We start from the raw sequence: 20,160 nt of genomic DNA, 5'->3' as shown, positions 1-20,160 counted from the left end.
CTTTATAACCCTGTGACAGTATATGTAACGCTAGCGGCTTGTCCACGAGATGGAATTGCATAAAGGAAAATATAATAATCATTAGCTACTGTAAAATTTATACTTCCAGATCCAGAAACTGTATAAGAGTTAGTAAACTCAGCAGTAGTATCAGATAGACTTGTCGTTGTAAAACCAGTTCGTGTAGAACTTGCAAGTGGGCAAGCTGAAGTTTGGTATACAATAACAAAAGTATTTCCACTAATAGCGACGTTTGTTCCGTTTTTTGCAGTGATTTTGAGAGCTGCTGTTTGATGACCAACAACCGGTACAGAGCCAATTTTACTAACAGTGGCAGTTCCGTTTGCAGTTATGGAGCTACTCCAAGTATTGATGCTTGATCTTGGAGGTGCTGAAACGTTACAGTCACCTGCTGAACTAAATAGAGAACCAACAGCGGCTAAAGCAAGAAGGTCAGAGTTGTCCTCTTCTTTCTTCTCACACTGGAAGCTAAATCCAGCTACTAAACTCAAAACGATCAGTAATTTTGTCTTATTTTGAAAGGATTTCATAGAACCTCGGTCTTTTTTATCCAAACTTATGTACTGGAAATGAGAATCAAATTCATTTTATAGTTTTCCCTTTTTTTTCGAACTCTGACAAAATGGTGACAGATGTCCGGGAAAGGGAAGAATTCTGGTCTTTTTACTTTCATTCTAATCGTTCGCATGAGAGTAAACGATAGAAACCTACCTTCAAAAAAATCAATTGTAAGGAAAACGATTTTTCGTCTACTATGCCAAGGTCATGTCACTCAAACAAATTACCATCTATATAGAAGAGTTTGATCATGATTTTTATAATCGCATACTACGCGACATAACAAACATTGAAACCTGCAATGTACATAGCTTTCATTCGATTTTAGATATCAAACCAGGTACAATCCAAGAATCGGCTGTTTTTCTTTTTTGGAACGATGCAACAGTTTTAGAAAAACAAAAATTTATTTTTGAACAATTTCCCGAATCACCTTACATCTTACTTTCCATTGCACCTTTATCCCCTTCTGAATTAGCAAGAGCAGCACATCCAACGTTTTTACATTTATCCGAGCCATCGTATACAGTGAGTATCTTAGATTTAGTACTAAATTTTGCGGAGCGATTGATAGAAGATATGAATCGATCAATTGCTTATGACAAAATTAGAGAAAAGGTAATTGTCCTTCAGAATGTTTTCGAAGAGTCATTGGACATTCTAATGCAAATTGATCCAGGCACGAAACAGATCATCAATGCAAACAAACAAGCTGTTGTAGTTTTGGAATATCCCTTGGAAGAAATCGTAGGGAAAGAATTTTCTTTCTTTATGCCTCCTGTGGAGGTGGATGAAGATGAAGAGTTTCAAGGGAATTTGATAGAAAGTACTGCTTTAAAAACAAAATCAGGGCATTTGATTCCTACAGAATCTTCGTTCCGATTGTTTCCCGTGAATGGTAAAATGGCGATTTGGGCAACGTTTCGCGATATCACGGAACGAAAACGTTCACAAGAACAAGTCAAAAATCAAAAAGCATTTTATGAATTCATTCTAGACAATCTTGATTCTGATATTGCTGTGTTGAATTCAAATTTTCAATATGAATATACAAATCCCGTATTTTTGTCCAACAAAGATATTCGCAAATGGATCTTCAAAAAAACAGATGAAGAACTGGCTGCACGATTGGATTTACCAAATGATTTTCATGAAAAACGAAAAAAGTATTTAGAAATTGCTACTAAAGAAAACGAAATTGTTCAATTTGAAGAACTCATTCAAGATAGTAACGATAAGGTCACATATCTTTTAAGAAAATACATCCCTATTGATGATACAGAGACGGATCAAAAAAGAATCATTAGTTTTGGTGTTGATATCACCGAACGAAAATTATCCGAAGAACGAATTACTTACTTAGCTTATTATGACGCACTTACAGGTCTTTCAAATCGTACATTATTCATTGATCATGCAAACCAAGCTTTAAAAAATCATAAATCTACAGAAACTTTACTGGCCTTCTATTTTTTCGACATAGACAATTTTAAGTTTATCAACGATAGTTTGGGTCATACAAAAGGAGATATTCTTTTGCAAATGGTCGGCGCAAGACTCAAACGAGTTATGACTGAAGTTGATACTGTTGCACGATTTGGTGGAGATGAATTTGCCATTTTAAAGGTTGATGTTCCCAATAAAAGTGCGGCCGCTGAATTTGCACAAAAGATTTTAGATATTCTCAGCCAACCATTTCATATTATGGGTCGAGATTTATTTACAACGATCAGTATGGGAATTGCACTTTCTCCCAATGATGGAATTTCTTCTTCTGAACTTTTAAAAAATTCTGATATGGCAATGTACAAAGCCAAAGAATTGGGCCGAAACAATTATAAATTCTACACAAACGAACTCATCCTTCGTTCTGAAAAACGTTTGTACATTGAAAATTCTTTGCGAAAGGCCATTCAAAACGAAGAGTTATTACTTTTTTTCCAACCGAAAATTTCTACTATGACAAATCAAGTTTGTGGGGCAGAGGCACTCATTCGTTGGAAACATCCAGAGCGAGGATGGGTTCCTCCAGTAGAATTTATTCCTGTCGCGGAGGATTCAGGCATTATCGAAAGGATTGGAGATTGGGTATTAGAAGAAGCTTGCCGACTAAAAAAAGCCTGGAAAGAAGAAAATCTTCCAACATTTCCGGTTAGTATTAATGTTAGCGGAAAACAACTAGCGCGCGCTAATTGGTCTCATCGTGTACAATCAACCATCCTACAATACGATATCAATCCAGAAGAAATCGAGTTAGAATTAACAGAAAGTTCTATCATGGAAAATCCTGAAAAAAGTATAGAAGCATTTGAATATTTATCCGGACTTGGGATTAAAGTTTCAATTGATGATTTTGGAACTGGTTATAGCTCTTTAAGTTATCTTAAAAAAATCAATGCAGATGTTTTAAAAATTGATAGGTCTTTTGTGATCGATTTGGAACTCAATGAAGACGACCGAGCCATCTGTAAGGCAATTATCAATATGGCGCATTCCTTGGGGATGGAAGTGATTGCGGAAGGTGTTGAAAATCATGCGCAAAGGGATTTACTCCATGATTTAGGCTGTCATATGATCCAAGGATATCTATATAGCAAACCGCTGCCTGCTCTTGAATTTGTGGAATTCGTTAAAAAATTTAACGAATCTGCTCAAACAAAATAGCCGAAATTGTAAGTGATGATACGTGTTTTGTCTTTATTAGTTCTTATTTTATCTTTTGTGCGTGCTGTTCCAGCCGAATCTCGCGAGGTCAAAAAAAAACCAGCCTCTCGTGCAATTCCTACCAATTACTTTGTAAAAAAAGAAGAAAAAAATTTTTCGCTGCTAATGGAAGCGAGACGATTTGGAAGAGGAGAAGTTATCTTCCTTCGTTTGACTCCTAAAGATAAAAAGTGGATCAACGAATCGTATAAGGTTAGTTGGTTGGGAAAGGATGTGATCCTTACCAAAAAAGAAAAGAGTATGATTGCTTTTTTACCGGTCTCTCCCGACACCCCTGCCGGCGCAATGACCTTGGAAATTGTATCAAAAATATTTTTTGTCAAACGTGGACAAAAACAATACCAAATCATTTTAGAACCCACCAAATTCCAAGTGATCAAAAAAAATCAGCAGATCAAAGTGGATGAAAAATTTGTTACGAAAGAATTGCCGAAAGAAACTTTAGATTTTATTCAAGAATGTAAAACAGCAAAAGAAGCAGCATTTGCCAAACAAAGCCAATTACAATTTATCAATAATTTCAAAAATCCTTTGGATAAAATATTTATTACCAGTAAATTTTATGTTAGGCGAGATTATAATAACAAACAAGGCAGACCTCATGGTGGTGTAGACTTTCGTGGAAAAACAGGTACTCCAATTTTTGCGATCCAAGATGGGATTGTTGTACTTGCTAGAAAAACTTATTATGAAGGAAATTTCACAATCGTTGACCATGGTAATAAAATATTCTCATTTTATATGCACCAAGATGAAATTAAGGTGAAGGTGGGAGATGTTGTGAAGCAGGGACAAGAAATTGGAACTGTTGGATCCACAGGAATGTCTACGGGCCCTCATCTTCACTTGGGTGCTAAGGTAAATGATACCTTAGTGGATCCACTTTCTTTAATTGCTTTGCAGTCGATTTCCGAATCGCATTGAAGATAAAAATTCACGAATGCCTTGTTCGTGAATTTCACCTTTTTCTAAATTTTCTGTGATGTGAAACAATAGTTTATCATGATTGGATGTTTCCACTAGGATGAAACCTGTTTTCGCATAACGAGGTCTTAAGAGATCAAAAAAAGTCCAAAACTTGGAAGTGACAATCGAAGGTTCTAATTCTTTTTGTTGGATTTCTTGAATGTCTTCAATATCCCCTTTGCTCACCTGTATTTTGAGAAATTCAGAGAATTCGGCAATGGCTTGATTTTCTTGAAAACCTAAGTAGTCAGGAAAATAAAAGATTCTTACAAAAGGATATCTTTCCGCATCTTGGTCACTAAAAGCAAGTAGTCCCGCAATTTGCCCAGCTCCTGTTTTATTTTCCATTGATAAGTCTTCTGGTTTAAAAAAATAAAAACCTTGGGGTAGAGTGAATCCAAACTGAAGTTCTTCATTCCAATATTGATTGTTGTCTGTGACGACCCAATCATTTAGATCTTTTTCTTCAATTTGGTATTTGTTCTTAAAAAGAAGATAAGCTGATAAAACTTCCGCACCTTGTAAAGCTTTGAAGGCGATGAGTGCATTGCTTGCGATGAGGCATGCTGCCACCAATAGTCGTGCATATTCTTCGAGACGTAACACACGAATGAGGAAAGCAAGAGCTACTAATAAAAATAAAAATACCGTTCCGGCTTCAAAAACCAAAACCTCCGCAAACCAAAGAGAAAAAATAAATAATACAACGACACCTAACTCAATTAAGGGGTGAAATGTATCAGCCCAATATCGCTGAATCACGTATAAACTTCCGTAAGTAATAAAAAGTCCGACAATCAGTGAAATTAGGCAAAGGACAAAGATGTAATGCCAAGGCAAATGAGATTCATGGTAAATGAAAAAGGGAATTGCTATGAGGGAATAGAGTATGAGTAAGTTTCTAGAGGTTTTGGGTGCCAAGAATTTGGTAAAGAAACCACTTGCACGATTTTTGATTTTGGTTAGTATTTGCAACATGTCGGCGATCACAGACTTCTTTCAAAAAATCCAAAACCAAATTCTTGAAATCCAAACTACCATCAACCAGATCAAAACCAGTTGGGAGAATTTTCAAAAGTTTTGGGATTTGTTTTTTACTTTAGTCCCTTGGGAAGTTCTCCTTCTACTGATCTTTTCTGTCATCCTCCTTTCCATTTTCAATTCAGTTTCTCCCAAAACTCCAAAGGCCAACCTTACCATTGCAATTTTGTTACTTTCTGCACTTTGGATCTATTTTTGGGGATTGTTTTCAAAAGAAGTTTCCTATGGAAAGGTAATCTTTGCTTCGCTCTACATTCTTGTTCCCGTACATGCGGTTGGACTCTTCCAAATATTGTATCGTTTTGGAGAAAAACTCTATTGGAACAAAAGGCGGATCCAACCGAAAACTTGGGACTCCGCCCTCCATCAACTTTCTCTCGACTACCACCAACTGCTCGGGAAAGCTCATTTGTATCATGAAGAAATCCAAGAGAATCGGGATCGTTTGCGGAAAGAAATCGAACAGATGGAACGGTCGATAGCCGGAATCAAATCATTACTTTTCCAAGAGAAACAATCATAAATTGAGAATCCAGAAGGAATCTGATTTGGTCGTTTGCGGAAAAAATGAAAGTTATAAAAACTATATTGGGAATCGACTCAGACTAGTGACAACCAGTAAAACCTAAGACCAAAAGAAATAAAAAAAATAAAACGATTAGATTCGCTCCATTCATGACTAAAGAAAGAATCGAAAAGAGATAGAAGGAAATTTTATCTTTCCTTCTGTAAACTAAAAGACACAAAATCCAACCAAATCGGAAAAGAGAAAGTAACACTAAAAAAACAATTCCGTATAAAAGAAGAAGATTCACTTTTTTTATGAAATAAAAAAGGAAACTCGATAAGGAAAGAAACCAAAGAAAAAAATCAAAAAGTAGGATTTTCATATTCAGTGATACAAATTCTCTAGAGTTTTTCGATTCATTTCATTCGGTCTATCAATTGATAAAGTAATTATTTTCCCACAACTGCTGGATAAAATCCAAGTGCAGATTGTACATCATGATCATGTGCTGGGATGATTTGTAGTTTTGGATTGTTTTGGATTAAATGATGAACTCTTGCGATTTCTTCTCCGAGACTGGCTGTATCAAAATCCACAATCCATCTAGCCCCTCTTGGTTTGTGTTTTGATTCTGTAAAACCTTCCTTTCGCCAAACAATATCACCAGTAAGAAAGAAAACTTCTCCATTGGCAGTATGCAAAAATAGACCTACAGAACCTTCACTATGTCCTTTCATGGGAACAAAAACAACCGTTCCATCTCCATACCAGTCGATGCTTTTCGCATAAGATGCGTAAGGTTTATTAGAGAACTTTAAATGATTCCATTTGATTGAATCTCCATCAAATTGAGAAGGGATATATCCTAATTCTATCTTAGGGTGATTCAATTCATCAGGTAAGCTATGTATATTCGCCAAAGGAAAATCTTTTAAACCACTCGCATGGTCCCAATGGAGATGAGAAAAAAATACATCCTGAATGGATGTGGGAGCAATTCCATTAGATTCCAATTGTTCGTTTGCTGTTTGGAATGGTTTGTAATCCATTAAAAGTTTTAGATATAACGGAAATACTTGGAACTGTTCTTTGACTTTTGTTCCGAGTCCGGTATCAAACAAAAAATTCCCTTTGGGATGTTGGATGTAAAAAGCAGAGTGGGCGACCGTGACAGTTTTGAATACGGATCCACCTTCAATCACAAATCCTTCTAACGTTTTAGCTTCTCCCGTTTTGAGGATGGAAAATACCAAATTTGATTTTCCATTTGGTTTTGGAATGTTAGCAGTATTTGTATTCTCCTCTGGAGAGTAAGATGGAATCGTTTCTTTTGGATATCCAAGAAAGTATAAAAAAAATATACTTACGGAGACTAAACTTAGCGTTAACAATACTTTGGTTTTGGATATAAGTTTCATTTTTGATTGCCTTAAATAAAATTAGTTTTGTTTGAAAAGTAATTCAGCAGTTTTTGCTGCCACTCGCAACGGCTCTGGTGATTTTTGTAGTTTTGCGAGTAATAATGCGCCTTCCCATAACGAAAGCAGAGAAAGGGAAAGATTTTTTGCCAATCGACTTGTATAACCTTCTTCGATTAAATAATTCTCGAATGTTTTTAACCAGAGAGAATATACTTCTGCACAGACATTTGAAACTATCGGAACGGAGCCGGAAGTTTCCATTGCTGTTGTGGCAATGGGACAGCCTTTTTTATAATTGCTAGAAACAATACGAGTTTCCAAAGCATGAAACACCTGTTTAATGGCTTGGCTTGGAGAATCTGAATTGTTAAGAACTGATTGGAAAAACAAATTCAATTGGTTTCCAGAATGTAGCAGGGCTAGGTTTGTGAGTTCATCTTTTCCACCTGGGAAATGAAAGTAGAGAGAACCTTTGGGTGTCCCCGTTTCCTTCCCAAGTTCCGTAAGTCCCGTTGCTTCATACCCAGTTTCTTCCAAAAGCCCGGACATGACCTCGATCATTTTCTGTTTGGTTTCTAAACCTTTTTTGCCCACAATCCCAGTGGTTTCAAAAATAATAGACCGGTCAACATAAAAAATTCCCCTGGTATCCAAAGTGAAGCAACAATTGGCATAAGAGGGGAAAATTCTCTCAGAATAAATCTCATTGTTTTTTTAAGACTCCGCCGATAAACTAAGTAGTACGGATTTCGGGACGAAGTATGATCAATAAGAAGCCATCGCTTACAGGAAGACAAAAGGCCGCCATCTTTTTGGTTGCGGTTGGAAACGAAGTGGCCTCCGAAATCTTCAAACATCTCCGAGAAGACGAGATCGAACAAATTACGTTCGAAATTGCTCGTTTAGATAAAATCACTCCAGAAGACAAAGAGAAGGTGCTCGTAGAGTTCAATGAACTCATGATGGCCCAAGAATTTATCACCAATGGTGGTATTGACTTTGCCCGTGGCCTACTCGAAAAAGCTCTCGGAAACCAGAAAGCCATTGATATCATCAACCGGTTGACGTCGTCCTTACAAGTAAGGCCCTTTGACTTCATTCGTAGAACGGACCCGGCCCACCTCCTCAACTTTATCCAGGGGGAACATCCGCAGACCATTGCCCTCATTCTTTCTTATTTAGACCCACAAAAGGCATCTAATATCCTTTCGAACTTACCGCACCAAATCCAAGCGGAAGTGGCAAAACGGATTGCAACGATGGACCGTGTATCACCGGACGTTCTCCGCGAAGTAGAACGGGTGTTAGAGCGTAAACTCTCCACTCTTGCTTCTGAGGATTATACCTCTGCTGGGGGTATTGATTCTGTGGTTGAAATTTTGAACTTGGTAGACCGGGGAACAGAAAAAACCATCATTGAAGCCCTGGAAGAAGAAGATCCAGAACTTGCCGAAGAAATCAAAAAACGTATGTTCGTATTCGAAGATATCGTTTTGCTTGATGACCGTGCGATCCAAAAGGTAATGCGTGAAGTCGATAACACCGATTTGGCGAAAGCGCTAAAATCTGTGGATTCTGAAGTACAAGATAAAATCTTTAAAAACATGTCGAAACGTGCGGCAAACCTACTCCGAGAAGATATGGACTTTATGGGTCCAGTTCGTTTGAAAGACGTGGAAGATGCGCAGCAAAAAATTGTAAACATCATCCGTAAACTGGAAGAAGCGGGCGAGATCGTTGTGGCTCGTGCGGGAGAAGACGAACTTGTGGTCTAAGTCACAAGTTGTTTTTTCGCTAAAGAAGTGATTTAGAAAATTAGAATTTATGAATTCTATTTGATTCGATTGCTGAATTTTCCCCATTTAGGTGGAAATTCAGCGAGTGCTTCTTTGGAAGTTAATTCATTTCTTTCTAATTTTTGGTTTAGAGTGATGAGTTTGTGCAAGTTTCCTATCGAGAAGGAAAGTTCTGTGATATCAAAATCATCCAAACGAACTTTGGCATTTCGACAGAATAGTTTGAGTTCAGATAAAATTAATGTGACCCTTGCGTTGGCATAACGAGCTACGATTTCTTCGAATTCTTCTTCGTTAAAAAATTCTTTTTCCAAATCATAATCGAATTCTTGTTTGATGAGATCAATCAGAGAGAGTCCAAGTTCTTTAGCTACCAAAACGACATAATCAAACTTGGACCGGATCCAATCATCTGATTCTAAAAGTTCTAATGCCGAACGAGGAATATTCAATTTTTCTGATAATTCAACTCGTGTCAGCTTTCGTTTTTCTCGGTAGTTTCTGAAATGATTAACTTTTTCCATGTTTTAAAAAAAATTCAAAATTACCGTTATAAACGGTCTGAAATGACTCCAAAAACGTTTTGAACGGTTTGGGAGATTAAGATTCGCATGGATTCGATTGACTTAGGAAAGGAAAGTAGCGCTAGGCTTCAGTTACGCTAAATTTCCTTTCTGGAGTCCGCCACCGGGGTTAGCCTAGGTGGTGTGCTCGTTTTTTCCAGCCTTTTCTTATTTCTACCCTTTGATTTCTCTTTTTTTCCGTATTTTGTGATCTGGAAACCTCAGGACCACCGATATTTCCCTGATTCAGATGCAATGAATTGTTTTATTTTTAGATTTGGTCTTAAAAATTTCTTTCTAATCACAATGAATGTCTAGGATGGAATTCGTTTGAAAGGAAACCCATTGATGAAGAAAATCCAATTGATTAGAATTTGTTTAATCTTAGTTTGTTTTACACTTTATTTTACTAACTGTGCCACTCTAGAAACGCCGAATCGTTTGCGTAAAACAATTGATTTGCAAGGGCACCGTGGTGCAAGAGGACTCAAACCAGAAAATACTTGGCCTGCTTTTGAAGAGGCAATCAAATACAAGATGGTCACTTTGGAATTGGATACCGTTCTTACCAAAGACAAACGTATTGTCATTCATCATGATTCCGATACAAATCCAATCATTTGTCAAAATGCCAATGGTACTGAGATAAAAAAAACATCTCTTTATGAATTAACATTGGCTGAATTACAATCTTACGATTGTGGTTCCAAAAAAAATCCAAACTTTCCGAAACAAATACCTGTTCCTGGAACCAAACTGCTTTCTTTAGAAGAATTTTTTGAAAAGGTAATACTTGCTGAAAAAAAATCAAAAGAGGTTTATGAATTTAATATCGAAACCAAATTTCCTGATGATGGTTCTGCACCAGATAGTTTAGTGAAAGAACATACAGAAAAACTGATTCAAATCATTGAAAAGTATAAAGTAGTGGAACGTTCCACCATCCAATCTTTTGACCTTCGTACTTTAACTTTTTCTAAATCAAAAAATGCAAAAATCAAAACCAGTGCTTTGTTTGTTCCTACTTACTTCCAAGGTTTTTTGATGACGATTGGATTTGGAAATGGGTATAGAGAAACAATTTTGTCTGCTGCAAAAGACAAACAAGCTGATATCATTTCCCCTTATTTTTTGTATGTCACACCAAAGTTTGTAAAAGAGTCGCATGACAAAGGAATGTTAGTGATTCCTTGGACCGTGAATACAGAGAAGGAAATGAAACGACTAGTTTCCTGTGGTGTGGATGGAATTATTTCTGATTATCCAGATATATTGGATTCAGTTGTTCGTCCAAAACCTTAAATTCCCCAAACGATAGTACAGAGTGAAGAATAAAGAGAGAGGTAATTTGTTGCCTCTTTCTCAATTCGATAGATCTCCACAATTCCAGAAGTGTTAGCTGCAGAGCCAATACTTGCATTTCCGCTAGTAAAAAAGAATCCATATCGTTTCACACAAGACTTTCCTTTTTTTAAAGGAAGTTTAGGTAAGTTCCGTTCTGATAAACCTAAGGAATAGGATGCATAGAGAAGACCGGTAGGACCTAGTCCTTGGGGTTGTCCTAAATTGGCACAATGACTGATCCCAAGAGCGAATAAAATCGAGAAGATTGCGGATACAAATGTTTTCTTTTTTGATTTGGAACTTATCTTCATTCGTTACCGGAAATCTCTACACAAAGGTTCGCATACATTCCCAAAATGGCAAAGGTAGTCCAATTGGTTTCGGTAACATTTTGAATTTTGGATCTAGATTTTAAAAACTCTAAAGAAGCATCTCCAAAAGAAATTAGTCCGAGTACAGAGTGTACGCAAGAGGTAGCCCTTCTTTTAGAAAATTCTCCGGTTCCAAAAATTCCAATTTTTGTTTTGGTATATAAAAGCCCCCTTGGTCCAAACCCGGGGGAAGCGCAGTTTCCAAAAAACAAACTGAAAAGAATCAGAAATGGAATAAAAAAATAGAAAGTTCGATTCAATGAAATACCTTAGTTGGCGATTAGATCTTTATGTTTGTTTTTCATTTCGATACATTTTTTTTCTGAATCAATTTGTTTTAAAAGAGTTTTTTTGACCGGAGCCGGGAGACGAGGATGGTTTCCAGTAAACTTTTTAAGGATGAGAAGTGTTTCGTCCGTACAAAAATCAGGTGCCAAACTTTTGGCAAAGGCATCCAAATAGTTTTCATCTTCTCCGTTGTTAAACTTGTCCAAAGCATCCAAATAAGTATCTAAGAATGTTAATTGAATATCTTTTTGATGTTCAGGAAAGAGAGAATAGGAAACCACTCGAAGAGTAGAGGAGGAATACTGACTCGACTTAGGATTGAGTAAAATTTGGATCCATTTTTCTTTTACAGAACGATTGGGTTCGGCCCCTTCTGCCGCTAAACTTGAATTAACTCCTCTGCTAGAAGGATCTGCTTTTTTTTCACGATCAATGATATTTTGGATTTGAGTTCTTTCCGTTTCTAGAGAACTAAGTTTTACAATAAGATTCCATCGTAAGTCTTGGTCGATTTTTAAGCCGCTGACAGAGAGTTTGTTTTCCAAAAAGTCATACAATCTTTTTTTTGCATTGGCCGTATAAGTTGAATCAACAAGCGATACAAACAGATATCTTTGTTCATCACTTCCCGGTTTTGCTTTTAGAAGTTCATCCCAAATAAATGTTTGTAAAGAGTTCAAATCACGAATTCGTTTTTCCTCTGGAAACCAAAAACGACTAGTGAAATAAGTTGAACCGTTATCACCCGCAACCCTAGATAAAATCCAACGTTTGATTTTGATATCAGTTTCAGAAGAATACAAACGAATCGCAGTATCTTTAAATTCATCAAATGTAATATTTGCTAGTTGCACTTGTCTAAAGTAATCAGTCCACAAGATGAGTTTTCTCATTGGGTCTGTGTCAAATTCTAAAACGTATTCTAAACTTTCTTTGTTTGATTCTGTCCATTTCCAAATGGAAAAATCATGGTCTTCTGCATTGATAAAAGTATAATTGGGACAGGTTTTTACTGGAAAAATTGCGTTTGTGGAACGGCCTGAATACACCACAGGAACTTCTTCAAAGGATAGTTGTTTGTTGGATTTATCAAAAAAATAAAGCCCTAAAATGGTTTTGTGGTCACGGAGTTTATTTTCTAAACCTGGAGCTGATTGTACAATTTTCCAATAGAATTGGTTCTCGGCACAAATGGTGGTTAATTCCACTTGGTTGGTTCCTTTGGTTTCTAACCAATCTTTGGACCATTTCTTCATTGGGAAACCACTGGCAAATTCCAACTCCTTTAAAAAGTCAGTGAGTGTAGAATTTGAGTAAGAATACTTTCTTAGGTAATTTTGAACCCCTCGTTGAAAGGCTTCCTCTCCGATAAAATAAACAAGTTGTTTGAGAACAGATGCACCCTTTCCATAAGTGATTCCATCAAATTGTGTGAAAGCCTCTTCGGTGTCAGAAACTTTTGCTTCTACAGGATGGTTTGTGACAAAACTGTCTTCATCATAAGCCCATTGTTTCATTTTTTCAAAAAAACTAATCCAAGTTTCTTTGAATTCGGAATTTTTGGCTTGGGCTAAACTCGCCATATAAGTTGCAAAACTTTCATTCAACCATAATCCGTTCCACCAACGCATCGTGACCAAATTTCCAAACCACATATGTGCCATTTCATGTAAAACTACATCCGAGAGATTTTCTCTTTGGGATCTTGTCATTGGGGCACGAGATACAAAACGTTCTGAAAAAGTAACGGCTCCTACATTTTCCATAGCTCCAAAATTAAACTCAGGAACAATGATCTGATCATATTTTAAAAACGGATATGGGATTCCAAAATAAGAATTAAAAAAAGCAAATCCTTCTTTGGTAAAGGTAAACCAATCTTTTGGATCTACATACTTGGCTAATGACTTTCTAACAAATAATCTGAGAGGAATGGATTCAAAGTTATCTTCCCAAACTTGGTAAGGGCCTGCATGGAGAGAAAAAACATAAGTTGAAATTTTTGCGGATTCTGGGAAAGAAAACGAAATTTCTTCTAGGTTGGTTCCTTTGGTTTGTCCATTCGGAAGAGTTGTGGAAATTACCTTCCAATTTTTAGGAACTGTCGCATTTAGTTTGAACGTAGCTTTTAAATCGGGTTGGTCAAAACAAGGGAACATTTTGTTCGCATGGAAAGCTTCGAACTGAGAATACAAATACACTTCTTTATCATCTGGGTCTGTGAATTTATGTAAGCCGTTTCCCGTTTTTGCATAAGGAGTTTCAAATTCAACAGTGAGTGTGTTGTTTCCAATCATCAAATTGTTTGCTGGCAGTTGGATATGGCCATTTTCGTAAGGAAGGTTGGTCAGATCTTCTTCGTTCAAAACGATACTTTTGATTTTTCCTTGGTAATAGTCCAATCGAAGGTCTCGGAGTTTTTTTCCAAAAAAATAGATTTTGACCTTTCCTTCAAAACTATCTTTTGGGGTTAGATGGACATCCAATTCGTATTTGATATTTTCAATGATTTCAAATCTAGTTTCGGCTTCAGATTGTGTTAGGTGGTAGACCGGTTTTTTGAGGCGGCAATCTAAAGTCAAAACAATTGAAAGTATAAAAAGTGTTTGTAGGATTTGTTTCATAGAAGCTCCGTCTCGTTAAGGTTGAAAGTTACGAAATAAAATTGCCCAATCAATAGACTTTCGATTTTTCCATTCTGGTTCACTATAGTATTTGCCACCAACCGAATTTAAAATCATTTCCATATACTCTTCGCCTGGATCAAAGTCTTTTGCGTTTAAGAAAATGGAGCCACCCCATTTTTTCTTGGCTTGTGTATGGCTAAAAACTCCCGTTAAATCTTCTAATTTTTCATTTGAAAGGGGAATTTTGTATTTGGTAGTCAATTGGATGACAAGATCCTTTACAGTTTTGATTTGGTCTGGTTGTTTGAATAGTTCATCCGTATCTTTCGCAACAATTTCGATTTGAATGCAATTGTCATTTGTCCCGGTTGCAGCGGCAGCTCGGTCTTCCAAAACATCGACTAATTGATAAGCCTTACCATTGTTGTCCACCATTATGGATGCGGTTAGGTTTCTTGCTTCTAAAGTACGTAAGGATTTAAAATATTCAGAAATAGCAGTGTAATGTAAAACAACACAACTCGGTTTGATTTTTCCACGGAAAGTGTATTTAACGCGATATTCTTCAGGAGGGAATCCCTTTTCATCTTTTTCTAAACTGGCAATGTTGATTTTTTCTGCTTTTGTGATTCCTCGTCCGTTGGTGGGTTTAAAAGTTTCTTTTAGTATTTCTTTGTTTTCTTTTTTTAAGACCCAACCTGTGACAAAACGATCTTTCCAATCATCTTCTTCAAAAAATTTACCATCAATTTCAGAAAGGATTTGTTTGAGAGCAAGTTCACTTCCGCAAGGAGAAAAATCCACAAATCCACCAAACCTTCGTTTGGTTTGGTTATGGGTGAAAACTCCTTTTTTTGATATAACATCGTAATTGGATTTGGGGATGTTTAATTCATCTGTCAGATAAGATATGATCTGATTCAAAACTCCACGTTGTTTTCGGTTATTATAAAGAGTTTCTTGTGTCCCTTCGTAGACTAGATGTATGGATTCTAAATCAATTCCTGGAGCCGTAGACCATTCATGATTTAAAAAGTTAGGGTCACCATAGATGTTTCCATCAGAGTCCACATAGATGTGAAACATAAATTGATTTTCAACAGAAAGTCTTAGTAGTTCAGGTAACTTTCGTTTTCCAGAATTGTGTAAGACAATGGCAGTAATTGATTTAGGGTCTCTAACTTTAGAAAGTAAGTTCCATTTTACATTCCTTGTCGACTCAAGTTCGTTATAAGACACCAAACCTTTGATACGAATGGATGGATAGTCCGGTACCTTTCGAAAAATACCAATACATCCGGTGGAAATAAGGAAAATGAGTGATAATTTTACAAGATTCTGACACAATGGGTTCAAAATCAAAGCAAGGAAAAGAGACTTGGAGCCGTATACACCCTTTATTCTATCGCGAAATCGTTTCTTAAAATTTTCTCTCAAATGTTTTGCCCTAACCGCAGTTTCGATTCATGGAGTGAATTGTGGGCCTGGAGTGAACACACCCACTCTCCGGGGAATTTCTCCAGAACAATACCATAGTTTTCGTAGCTTGCAAGAAGTCTTCCTAAGCGACAACCCCATTCCGAATTTTGACTTGGGTCTTGCTTTGGATAATTATGTATACGGACATCCTTATCCCATTGAGACAGAAAGCGTCATACAGTTGTTAGCTAGCGTTCCATCTTCCATTTTAGCGGCAATGGCTCTTGACTTTTCTTTTACTCCAATTGTGAAACTTCCTATGGAAGAAAGGATCAAACGATTACAAGAATGGAAACATTCCTCCCTCGGTCTCAAACGTGGGGTTTATGCGATCCTTAGACAAATTTCATTTTTCCTTTTAAGTTCTGACAAAGAATACCAAAAATTTGTCGGTTATATCCATTAAGGCGGACAATCAATGGGAATTCCAATTTTTAACCAAAAAATTATCACTCCAAAAAATCATTCAAATATCATCCAAGAAAACAAAATCCAAAATGGAAAATGGGAACTGACTGCAGATGTTGTGGTCATTGGGTCCGGAGCTGGAGGTGCCGTTGCAGCGAGTGAACTTGCAAAAAATGGATGGAAAGTTGTATTAATTGAAGAAGGAAGTTATTTCACACCTGCACAATTCAATTCCGATGAATTCATTTCGCAAGCAAGACTGTATCGGGATGCTGGATTCATTGTAACAGAAGAACAAACTTTATCAATTTTACAGGGTAAGTCCATTGGTGGGTCTACAACCGTCAATTGGCAAACTTCATTATATCCACCTGACTATGTAACCAATGAATGGAGTGAACGTTTTGGATGGCAAGGTTACTCAAGAGAAGAAATGGATTCTTATGTTTCAGAAGTACACGAAAGATTGGGAGTACATGAAGTACCAGATAACTTAGTTAATGCGAACAATAATGTGTTACGTGTGGGTGGAAAAAAAGTGGGACTCACTCCGCAGGTACTTCGTAATAACAATCGTGGTTGTATTGGACTTGGCCGTTGTGGTTTGGGTTGCCCGATCAATGCAAAACAATCTGCATTTTTAACTTGGATTCCGGATGCTATTGAAGCTGGTGCCATTGTTGTTTCGAACATGCGTGCAGCAAAAATCAAAGAAGGCAAAATTAAAACTGTAATTGCAGAGTTTACACCTGATGCTTACGAAGCGGCTCCCAAAGAAGTCATTCAAATCATGGAAATCAAAGCACCAGTTGTGATTGTCAGTGCCGGTGCGATCGAAGGCCCTGCTCTTTTACAAAGGAGTGGGATTGGAAATGGTTGGGTAGGCCGAAATTTAAAAGTCCATCCCACATCTACCATCTTTGGAAAATTTGACTCAGAAATCAAAATGTTCCATGGTCCGCCACAATCCATTGTGATCAAAGATGGTCACAACCAAAATGGAACTGGTTACGGTTATTGGTTGGAAGCAGCTCCTTACCGTCCCACTTTGGCATCTTCACTCGTTCCTTTTTACGGCAAACAACAGTTTGATGTAATGAAAGATTTTACGAATTACAATGCTGGGATTGTCCTTGTTCGAGACGGTGCAGATGGGGAAGCCAATGCAAGTGTGAAGTATAGTTTGGGAAGACGAAAAGTATATTTTGAGCTAACACCAACAGACGGCCTCAATATGTTACGTGGACTGAAAGCGCTTGCGGAAGTAACTGTGGCAGCTGGTGCCAAAGAATTAATTTTTCCTTTTACCAGATTCACAGAACCGTACAAGGTAACAGGAAACGACAACTTTGATTGGATTTTGAAAGAAAGTACAAAACCTGGGGATCTAACCGTCGGTTCGGCGCACCCGCATGGGTCCATCCAGTCCGCAAACGATCCGGAAAAGGGTGCAGTTGATTTAAATTTGGAAATTTATGGTCATAAAAACATATTTGTCATGGATGCCTCAGTTTATCCTACAGGACTTTCGGTGAACCCACAAATAACGACCATGAGTATCGTTCTCAGAGCCTCAAGAAATTTGGCTTCGCAAAAAGAAGAAAGAACGAAGGTCTAACTTTTTTCCAAAAATCCCTTTCATTCCCATGGGTTCCAACTAGTTTGGAATCCGTGCGGAAATATCTTTCCTTAGTTTTTATCTTTGTAATCTTTCAACCTACACTCTTCGCCATTGATAGTGATGCGATGAAGGAAGGAAAAAAGGCTTTTTCAAAAAAAGCTTATGGCGAAGCGATTAAAAAATTTACAAAACACGCCGACTCACACCCGCAAGACGGTGAAGCTTATATGTATTTGGGTTATATTTATGAATATAAAAAAGATTACCCAAAATCCATTCAAAACTTTAGAAGAGCCGCAGATTTAGATTTGGACAAAGACCAAAGAAAAACGGTCCTTTTGAAACTTGCACTTTTTTTTAATTATCACCAAGACTGGAATTTATCAGCAACATACTCTTCTCGTTATTTGAAATATGATCCAAAAAACGAAGAGGTTCAAAAGATTTACAATCGAGCTGTAGGAAACAAAGGGAATCCTTCTTCTTCACAATCTTATTCACATCCAACAAAAGTAGAAACCAAACCTACGGAACAAAAACCACCAGAAGTCAAAAAAGATTCGGTTAAAAAACAAGAAGATGTTTCTGATGATTCGGAAGCAACAAAACCTAGCGAACACTATGAACAACTTTTGGCAAATCAACCAAATTTAGAAGACGTTCGTTGGGATTATGTGCTGGCATTGTTTGAAGAAAAAAAATACGACAAAGCAGAAACCAATCTTAAAATCCTGATCGAAAAAAATCCATCTAGGTCTAGATACCATTATAAATTGGGGATTGTCAAACTAAGACAGGATGATCCCAAGTCCGCAATTGAATCATTTGAACGTGCGAAAAAAAATCCATTTTCAAAAGATACCAATGTATTTTTGTATTATGTTTATTTGAATGAAGGTATTGCATTTCAAAAGTTAGCTGAACTAGATAAAGCAGAAACTTCTTTCCAACAAGCTTACAAACAATTACAAAAGGATCCTCCTCTTTTGGCTTTGGCAAGGTTGTATGAACAAAAATCAGATTGGGAAAATTGTATTTCCTATTCTGACAAGGCACTTTCTCTGAATCCAAACCAAATAGAATCTCATATGTTTCGTTTTGTTTGTATGTTTGAAGCTGGCAAAAGAACCAAAAAATTTGAAACTAGTTTTGCAAAATATGCGGAATTCATTGATTCCAAATTTCCGGATTTAAAACAAACTCCTGAAAAATACCAAATGGGTTTTATCAAACTGGCGAGACGGTATACGGAAACCAATGCATTTGACAAAGCAGAATCTTATTTTTCCGTTTTGGAAAAAGATCCGACTCGGTCCGAGTCCCGGGAATTTTTATTCTATCGTGGGAGAAATTATTTTTATTCAGGGAAGTTCGATTTAGCCATTTCGATTTTACAAAAAGTAACTGGTTCTTCTTCCGGATATTATCTTCTCGCTAGATGTTATTCTAAAAAAGGGGATATTTCTAAAACCAAGGAACAATTTAAGTTAGCTGCAGATTTGAAACCAGAGTATTGGACTTCGGATTCTTTAGAAAAGGATTTTAAAGATATTTGGAAAGATAGTTCTTTTAAAGAATTTATCCAAACAAAAGCGGGAACTGCGACTTCCCAAATCCAACCTTAATTATAAAAGAAATCGTTTTAAAACTAAAATAACACAAAATCATAAATCCTCGGAATGAATTCCCGAGGTTATCGTTTTCTAATCTTCTTTAGATTCTTTTCCTGAACCTGGACTTTTAAACAAATCTGCCCTAAGTTTTTTAAAGGTTTCCACTGAAATTTGGCCAGGTGCTTTTGGTTCACCTAATGTCATATAGGTGAAAGAAGAGTGGAATTTATCTCCAAAAACTCGAGAGATAAGCCCTAGTTCACCCATACAAATTCCAATCATTGTATTTGATTTTGATAATAGTTTGATATCGTTTAAAAAATCTGCAGTTTCTTCTATATCTTCTGGGGTGATTGCAAACTTGAAGATGGGGTTTTTCTTTTTCACTGGTTTTGCTTTATTTATGAAATTGGTCATTTCATTTGCAAGGATGGACTTTTTAAAAGAATGATAGGAATAAATGATTCTATAGTTTAAAGTTTCATAATTTCGAAAAATGGTGTCTTCGCGATTGAGTTCGATATCAAGATAGTTGGCATTATCATTAAAATCTTTTAATATCCCTTCAACATCTTCATGGAAAAGTTTTACATAGGAACGTACGCTGCTATCTTCTGCCCTTCTATAAGTAAAAAGAACTGGAAGACCTAAAGCTTTTAGCTTTTTTTTCATTTCTTTTTGAATGTAGTTTCTGGAAAAAAGATCTAATCGGACTTCGATGATATCGACATCCTTTACATCTTTTTTTTGTAAATGGCGAAGATCATCTTCACCAACAGAAGCTACAATTTTATATGAATCTGGCATAATG

At 36.7% G+C, this 20,160-nt stretch carries 19 protein-coding genes; 8 read left to right on the top strand and 11 right to left on the bottom strand.

Annotation, left to right across the window (positions count from 1 at the left end):
• Positions 1-2: 2 nt before the first annotated feature.
• A complete protein-coding gene (locus tag EHQ47_RS08205; RefSeq protein WP_244290264.1) occupies positions 3-512 on the bottom strand; it encodes an LIC20153 family lipoprotein in 510 nt (169 codons plus the stop codon).
• Between the two features lie 274 nt (positions 513-786).
• Here EHQ47_RS08205 and EHQ47_RS08200 point away from each other — a divergent pair, with 274 nt between their 5' ends.
• Both EHQ47_RS08200 and EHQ47_RS08195 read left to right on the top strand, forming a co-directional pair.
• A complete protein-coding gene (locus tag EHQ47_RS08200; protein ID WP_135776948.1) occupies positions 787-3,243 on the top strand; it encodes a sensor domain-containing protein in 2,457 nt (818 codons plus the stop codon).
• Between the two features lie 15 nt (positions 3,244-3,258).
• The gene (locus EHQ47_RS08195) at positions 3,259-4,227 is read left to right on the top strand and encodes a M23 family metallopeptidase (RefSeq protein WP_135746931.1); all 969 of its coding nucleotides are present in this window, start codon (positions 3,259-3,261) and stop codon (positions 4,225-4,227) included.
• On the opposite strand, the gene EHQ47_RS08190 is transcribed toward EHQ47_RS08195, so the two are convergent.
• Positions 4,192-5,031, bottom strand: a complete 840-nt coding sequence (locus EHQ47_RS08190) for a hypothetical protein (protein WP_244290263.1) — start codon at positions 5,029-5,031, stop codon at positions 4,192-4,194. The genes EHQ47_RS08195 and EHQ47_RS08190 overlap by 36 nt on opposite strands.
• A 214-nt stretch (positions 5,032-5,245) precedes the next feature.
• On the opposite strand from EHQ47_RS08190, the gene EHQ47_RS08185 reads away from it, so the two are divergent.
• A complete protein-coding gene (locus tag EHQ47_RS08185) occupies positions 5,246-5,833 on the top strand; it encodes a hypothetical protein (protein ID WP_135746929.1) in 588 nt (195 codons plus the stop codon).
• 82 nt (positions 5,834-5,915) lie between these two features.
• Here EHQ47_RS08185 and EHQ47_RS08180 read toward each other — a convergent pair whose 3' ends face one another.
• From EHQ47_RS08180 to EHQ47_RS08170, 3 genes are all read right to left on the bottom strand, one after another.
• Positions 5,916-6,200, bottom strand: a complete 285-nt coding sequence (locus EHQ47_RS08180; RefSeq protein ID WP_135776947.1) for a hypothetical protein — start codon at positions 6,198-6,200, stop codon at positions 5,916-5,918.
• Between the two features lie 67 nt (positions 6,201-6,267).
• Complete coding sequence (locus EHQ47_RS08175; RefSeq protein ID WP_135776946.1) at positions 6,268-7,236, bottom strand: MBL fold metallo-hydrolase; 969 nt, start codon at positions 7,234-7,236, stop codon at positions 6,268-6,270.
• Positions 7,237-7,257: 21 nt separating this feature from the next.
• Positions 7,258-7,833 (bottom strand): TetR/AcrR family transcriptional regulator, encoded by a 576-nt coding sequence (locus EHQ47_RS08170; protein WP_135746926.1) that lies wholly within the window; start codon positions 7,831-7,833, stop codon positions 7,258-7,260.
• Between the two features lie 167 nt (positions 7,834-8,000).
• Between EHQ47_RS08170 and fliG the strand changes: the two genes are divergently transcribed.
• On the top strand, positions 8,001-9,014 hold the full coding sequence (gene fliG / locus EHQ47_RS08165) for a flagellar motor switch protein FliG (RefSeq protein WP_004785217.1): 1,014 nt from the start codon (positions 8,001-8,003) through the stop codon (positions 9,012-9,014).
• A 56-nt stretch (positions 9,015-9,070) separates the two neighbouring features.
• Here the strand turns inward: fliG and EHQ47_RS08160 are convergent, their stop codons facing one another.
• Positions 9,071-9,559, bottom strand: coding sequence for a helix-turn-helix domain-containing protein (locus tag EHQ47_RS08160; RefSeq protein ID WP_135746925.1), 489 nt, complete (start codon positions 9,557-9,559; stop codon positions 9,071-9,073).
• Between the two features lie 387 nt (positions 9,560-9,946).
• On the opposite strand from EHQ47_RS08160, the gene EHQ47_RS08155 reads away from it, so the two are divergent.
• Entirely contained in the window at positions 9,947-10,900 is a 954-nt protein-coding gene (locus EHQ47_RS08155) for a glycerophosphodiester phosphodiesterase (RefSeq protein ID WP_135776945.1), read from the top strand.
• On the opposite strand, the gene EHQ47_RS08150 is transcribed toward EHQ47_RS08155, so the two are convergent.
• From EHQ47_RS08150 to EHQ47_RS08135, 4 genes are read right to left on the bottom strand one after another with little or no spacing between them, the layout of a single operon-like run.
• Positions 10,897-11,253 carry a TRL domain-containing protein gene (locus EHQ47_RS08150; protein ID WP_135776944.1) on the bottom strand — a complete coding sequence of 119 codons (357 nt, stop codon included), beginning with the start codon at positions 11,251-11,253 and terminating at the stop codon, positions 10,897-10,899. The two genes, EHQ47_RS08155 and EHQ47_RS08150, sit on opposite strands and share 4 nt — an antisense overlap.
• A complete protein-coding gene (locus tag EHQ47_RS08145) occupies positions 11,250-11,573 on the bottom strand; it encodes a TRL-like family protein (RefSeq protein WP_135746922.1) in 324 nt (107 codons plus the stop codon). The genes EHQ47_RS08150 and EHQ47_RS08145 overlap by 4 nt, the downstream gene beginning before the upstream one ends.
• A gap of 9 nt (positions 11,574-11,582) precedes the next feature.
• Positions 11,583-14,225: an aminopeptidase N gene (gene pepN / locus EHQ47_RS08140; protein WP_135776943.1), complete on the bottom strand. Its 2,643-nt coding sequence runs from the start codon at positions 14,223-14,225 to the stop codon at positions 11,583-11,585.
• Positions 14,226-14,240: 15 nt separating this feature from the next.
• A complete protein-coding gene (locus EHQ47_RS08135) occupies positions 14,241-15,665 on the bottom strand; it encodes a peptidoglycan recognition protein family protein (RefSeq protein ID WP_135776942.1) in 1,425 nt (474 codons plus the stop codon).
• Here EHQ47_RS08135 and EHQ47_RS08130 point away from each other — a divergent pair.
• The 3 genes from EHQ47_RS08130 to EHQ47_RS08120 are packed head-to-tail and all read left to right on the top strand — an operon-like array spanning position 15,607 to position 19,361.
• Entirely contained in the window at positions 15,607-16,113 is a 507-nt protein-coding gene (locus tag EHQ47_RS08130) for a hypothetical protein (protein WP_208721789.1), read from the top strand. The two genes, EHQ47_RS08135 and EHQ47_RS08130, sit on opposite strands and share 59 nt — an antisense overlap.
• Positions 16,114-16,125: 12 nt before the next feature.
• Positions 16,126-17,733: a GMC family oxidoreductase N-terminal domain-containing protein gene (locus EHQ47_RS08125; protein ID WP_135776941.1), complete on the top strand. Its 1,608-nt coding sequence runs from the start codon at positions 16,126-16,128 to the stop codon at positions 17,731-17,733.
• Positions 17,734-17,777: 44 nt separating this feature from the next.
• The gene (locus tag EHQ47_RS08120) at positions 17,778-19,361 is read left to right on the top strand and encodes a tetratricopeptide repeat protein (protein ID WP_135776940.1); all 1,584 of its coding nucleotides are present in this window, start codon (positions 17,778-17,780) and stop codon (positions 19,359-19,361) included.
• Positions 19,362-19,439: 78 nt separating this feature from the next.
• Here EHQ47_RS08120 and EHQ47_RS08115 read toward each other — a convergent pair whose 3' ends face one another.
• Complete coding sequence (locus EHQ47_RS08115; protein WP_135746917.1) at positions 19,440-20,156, bottom strand: type I 3-dehydroquinate dehydratase; 717 nt, start codon at positions 20,154-20,156, stop codon at positions 19,440-19,442.
• Positions 20,157-20,160 lie beyond the last annotated feature (4 nt).

It is taken from the genome of Leptospira bourretii, assembly GCF_004770145.1.
GTDB classification, from domain to species: domain Bacteria; phylum Spirochaetota; class Leptospiria; order Leptospirales; family Leptospiraceae; genus Leptospira_A; species Leptospira_A bourretii.
The sequence above is the reverse complement of the archived record's forward strand: the minus strand, read 5'-3'. Positions and strand labels throughout refer to the sequence as shown.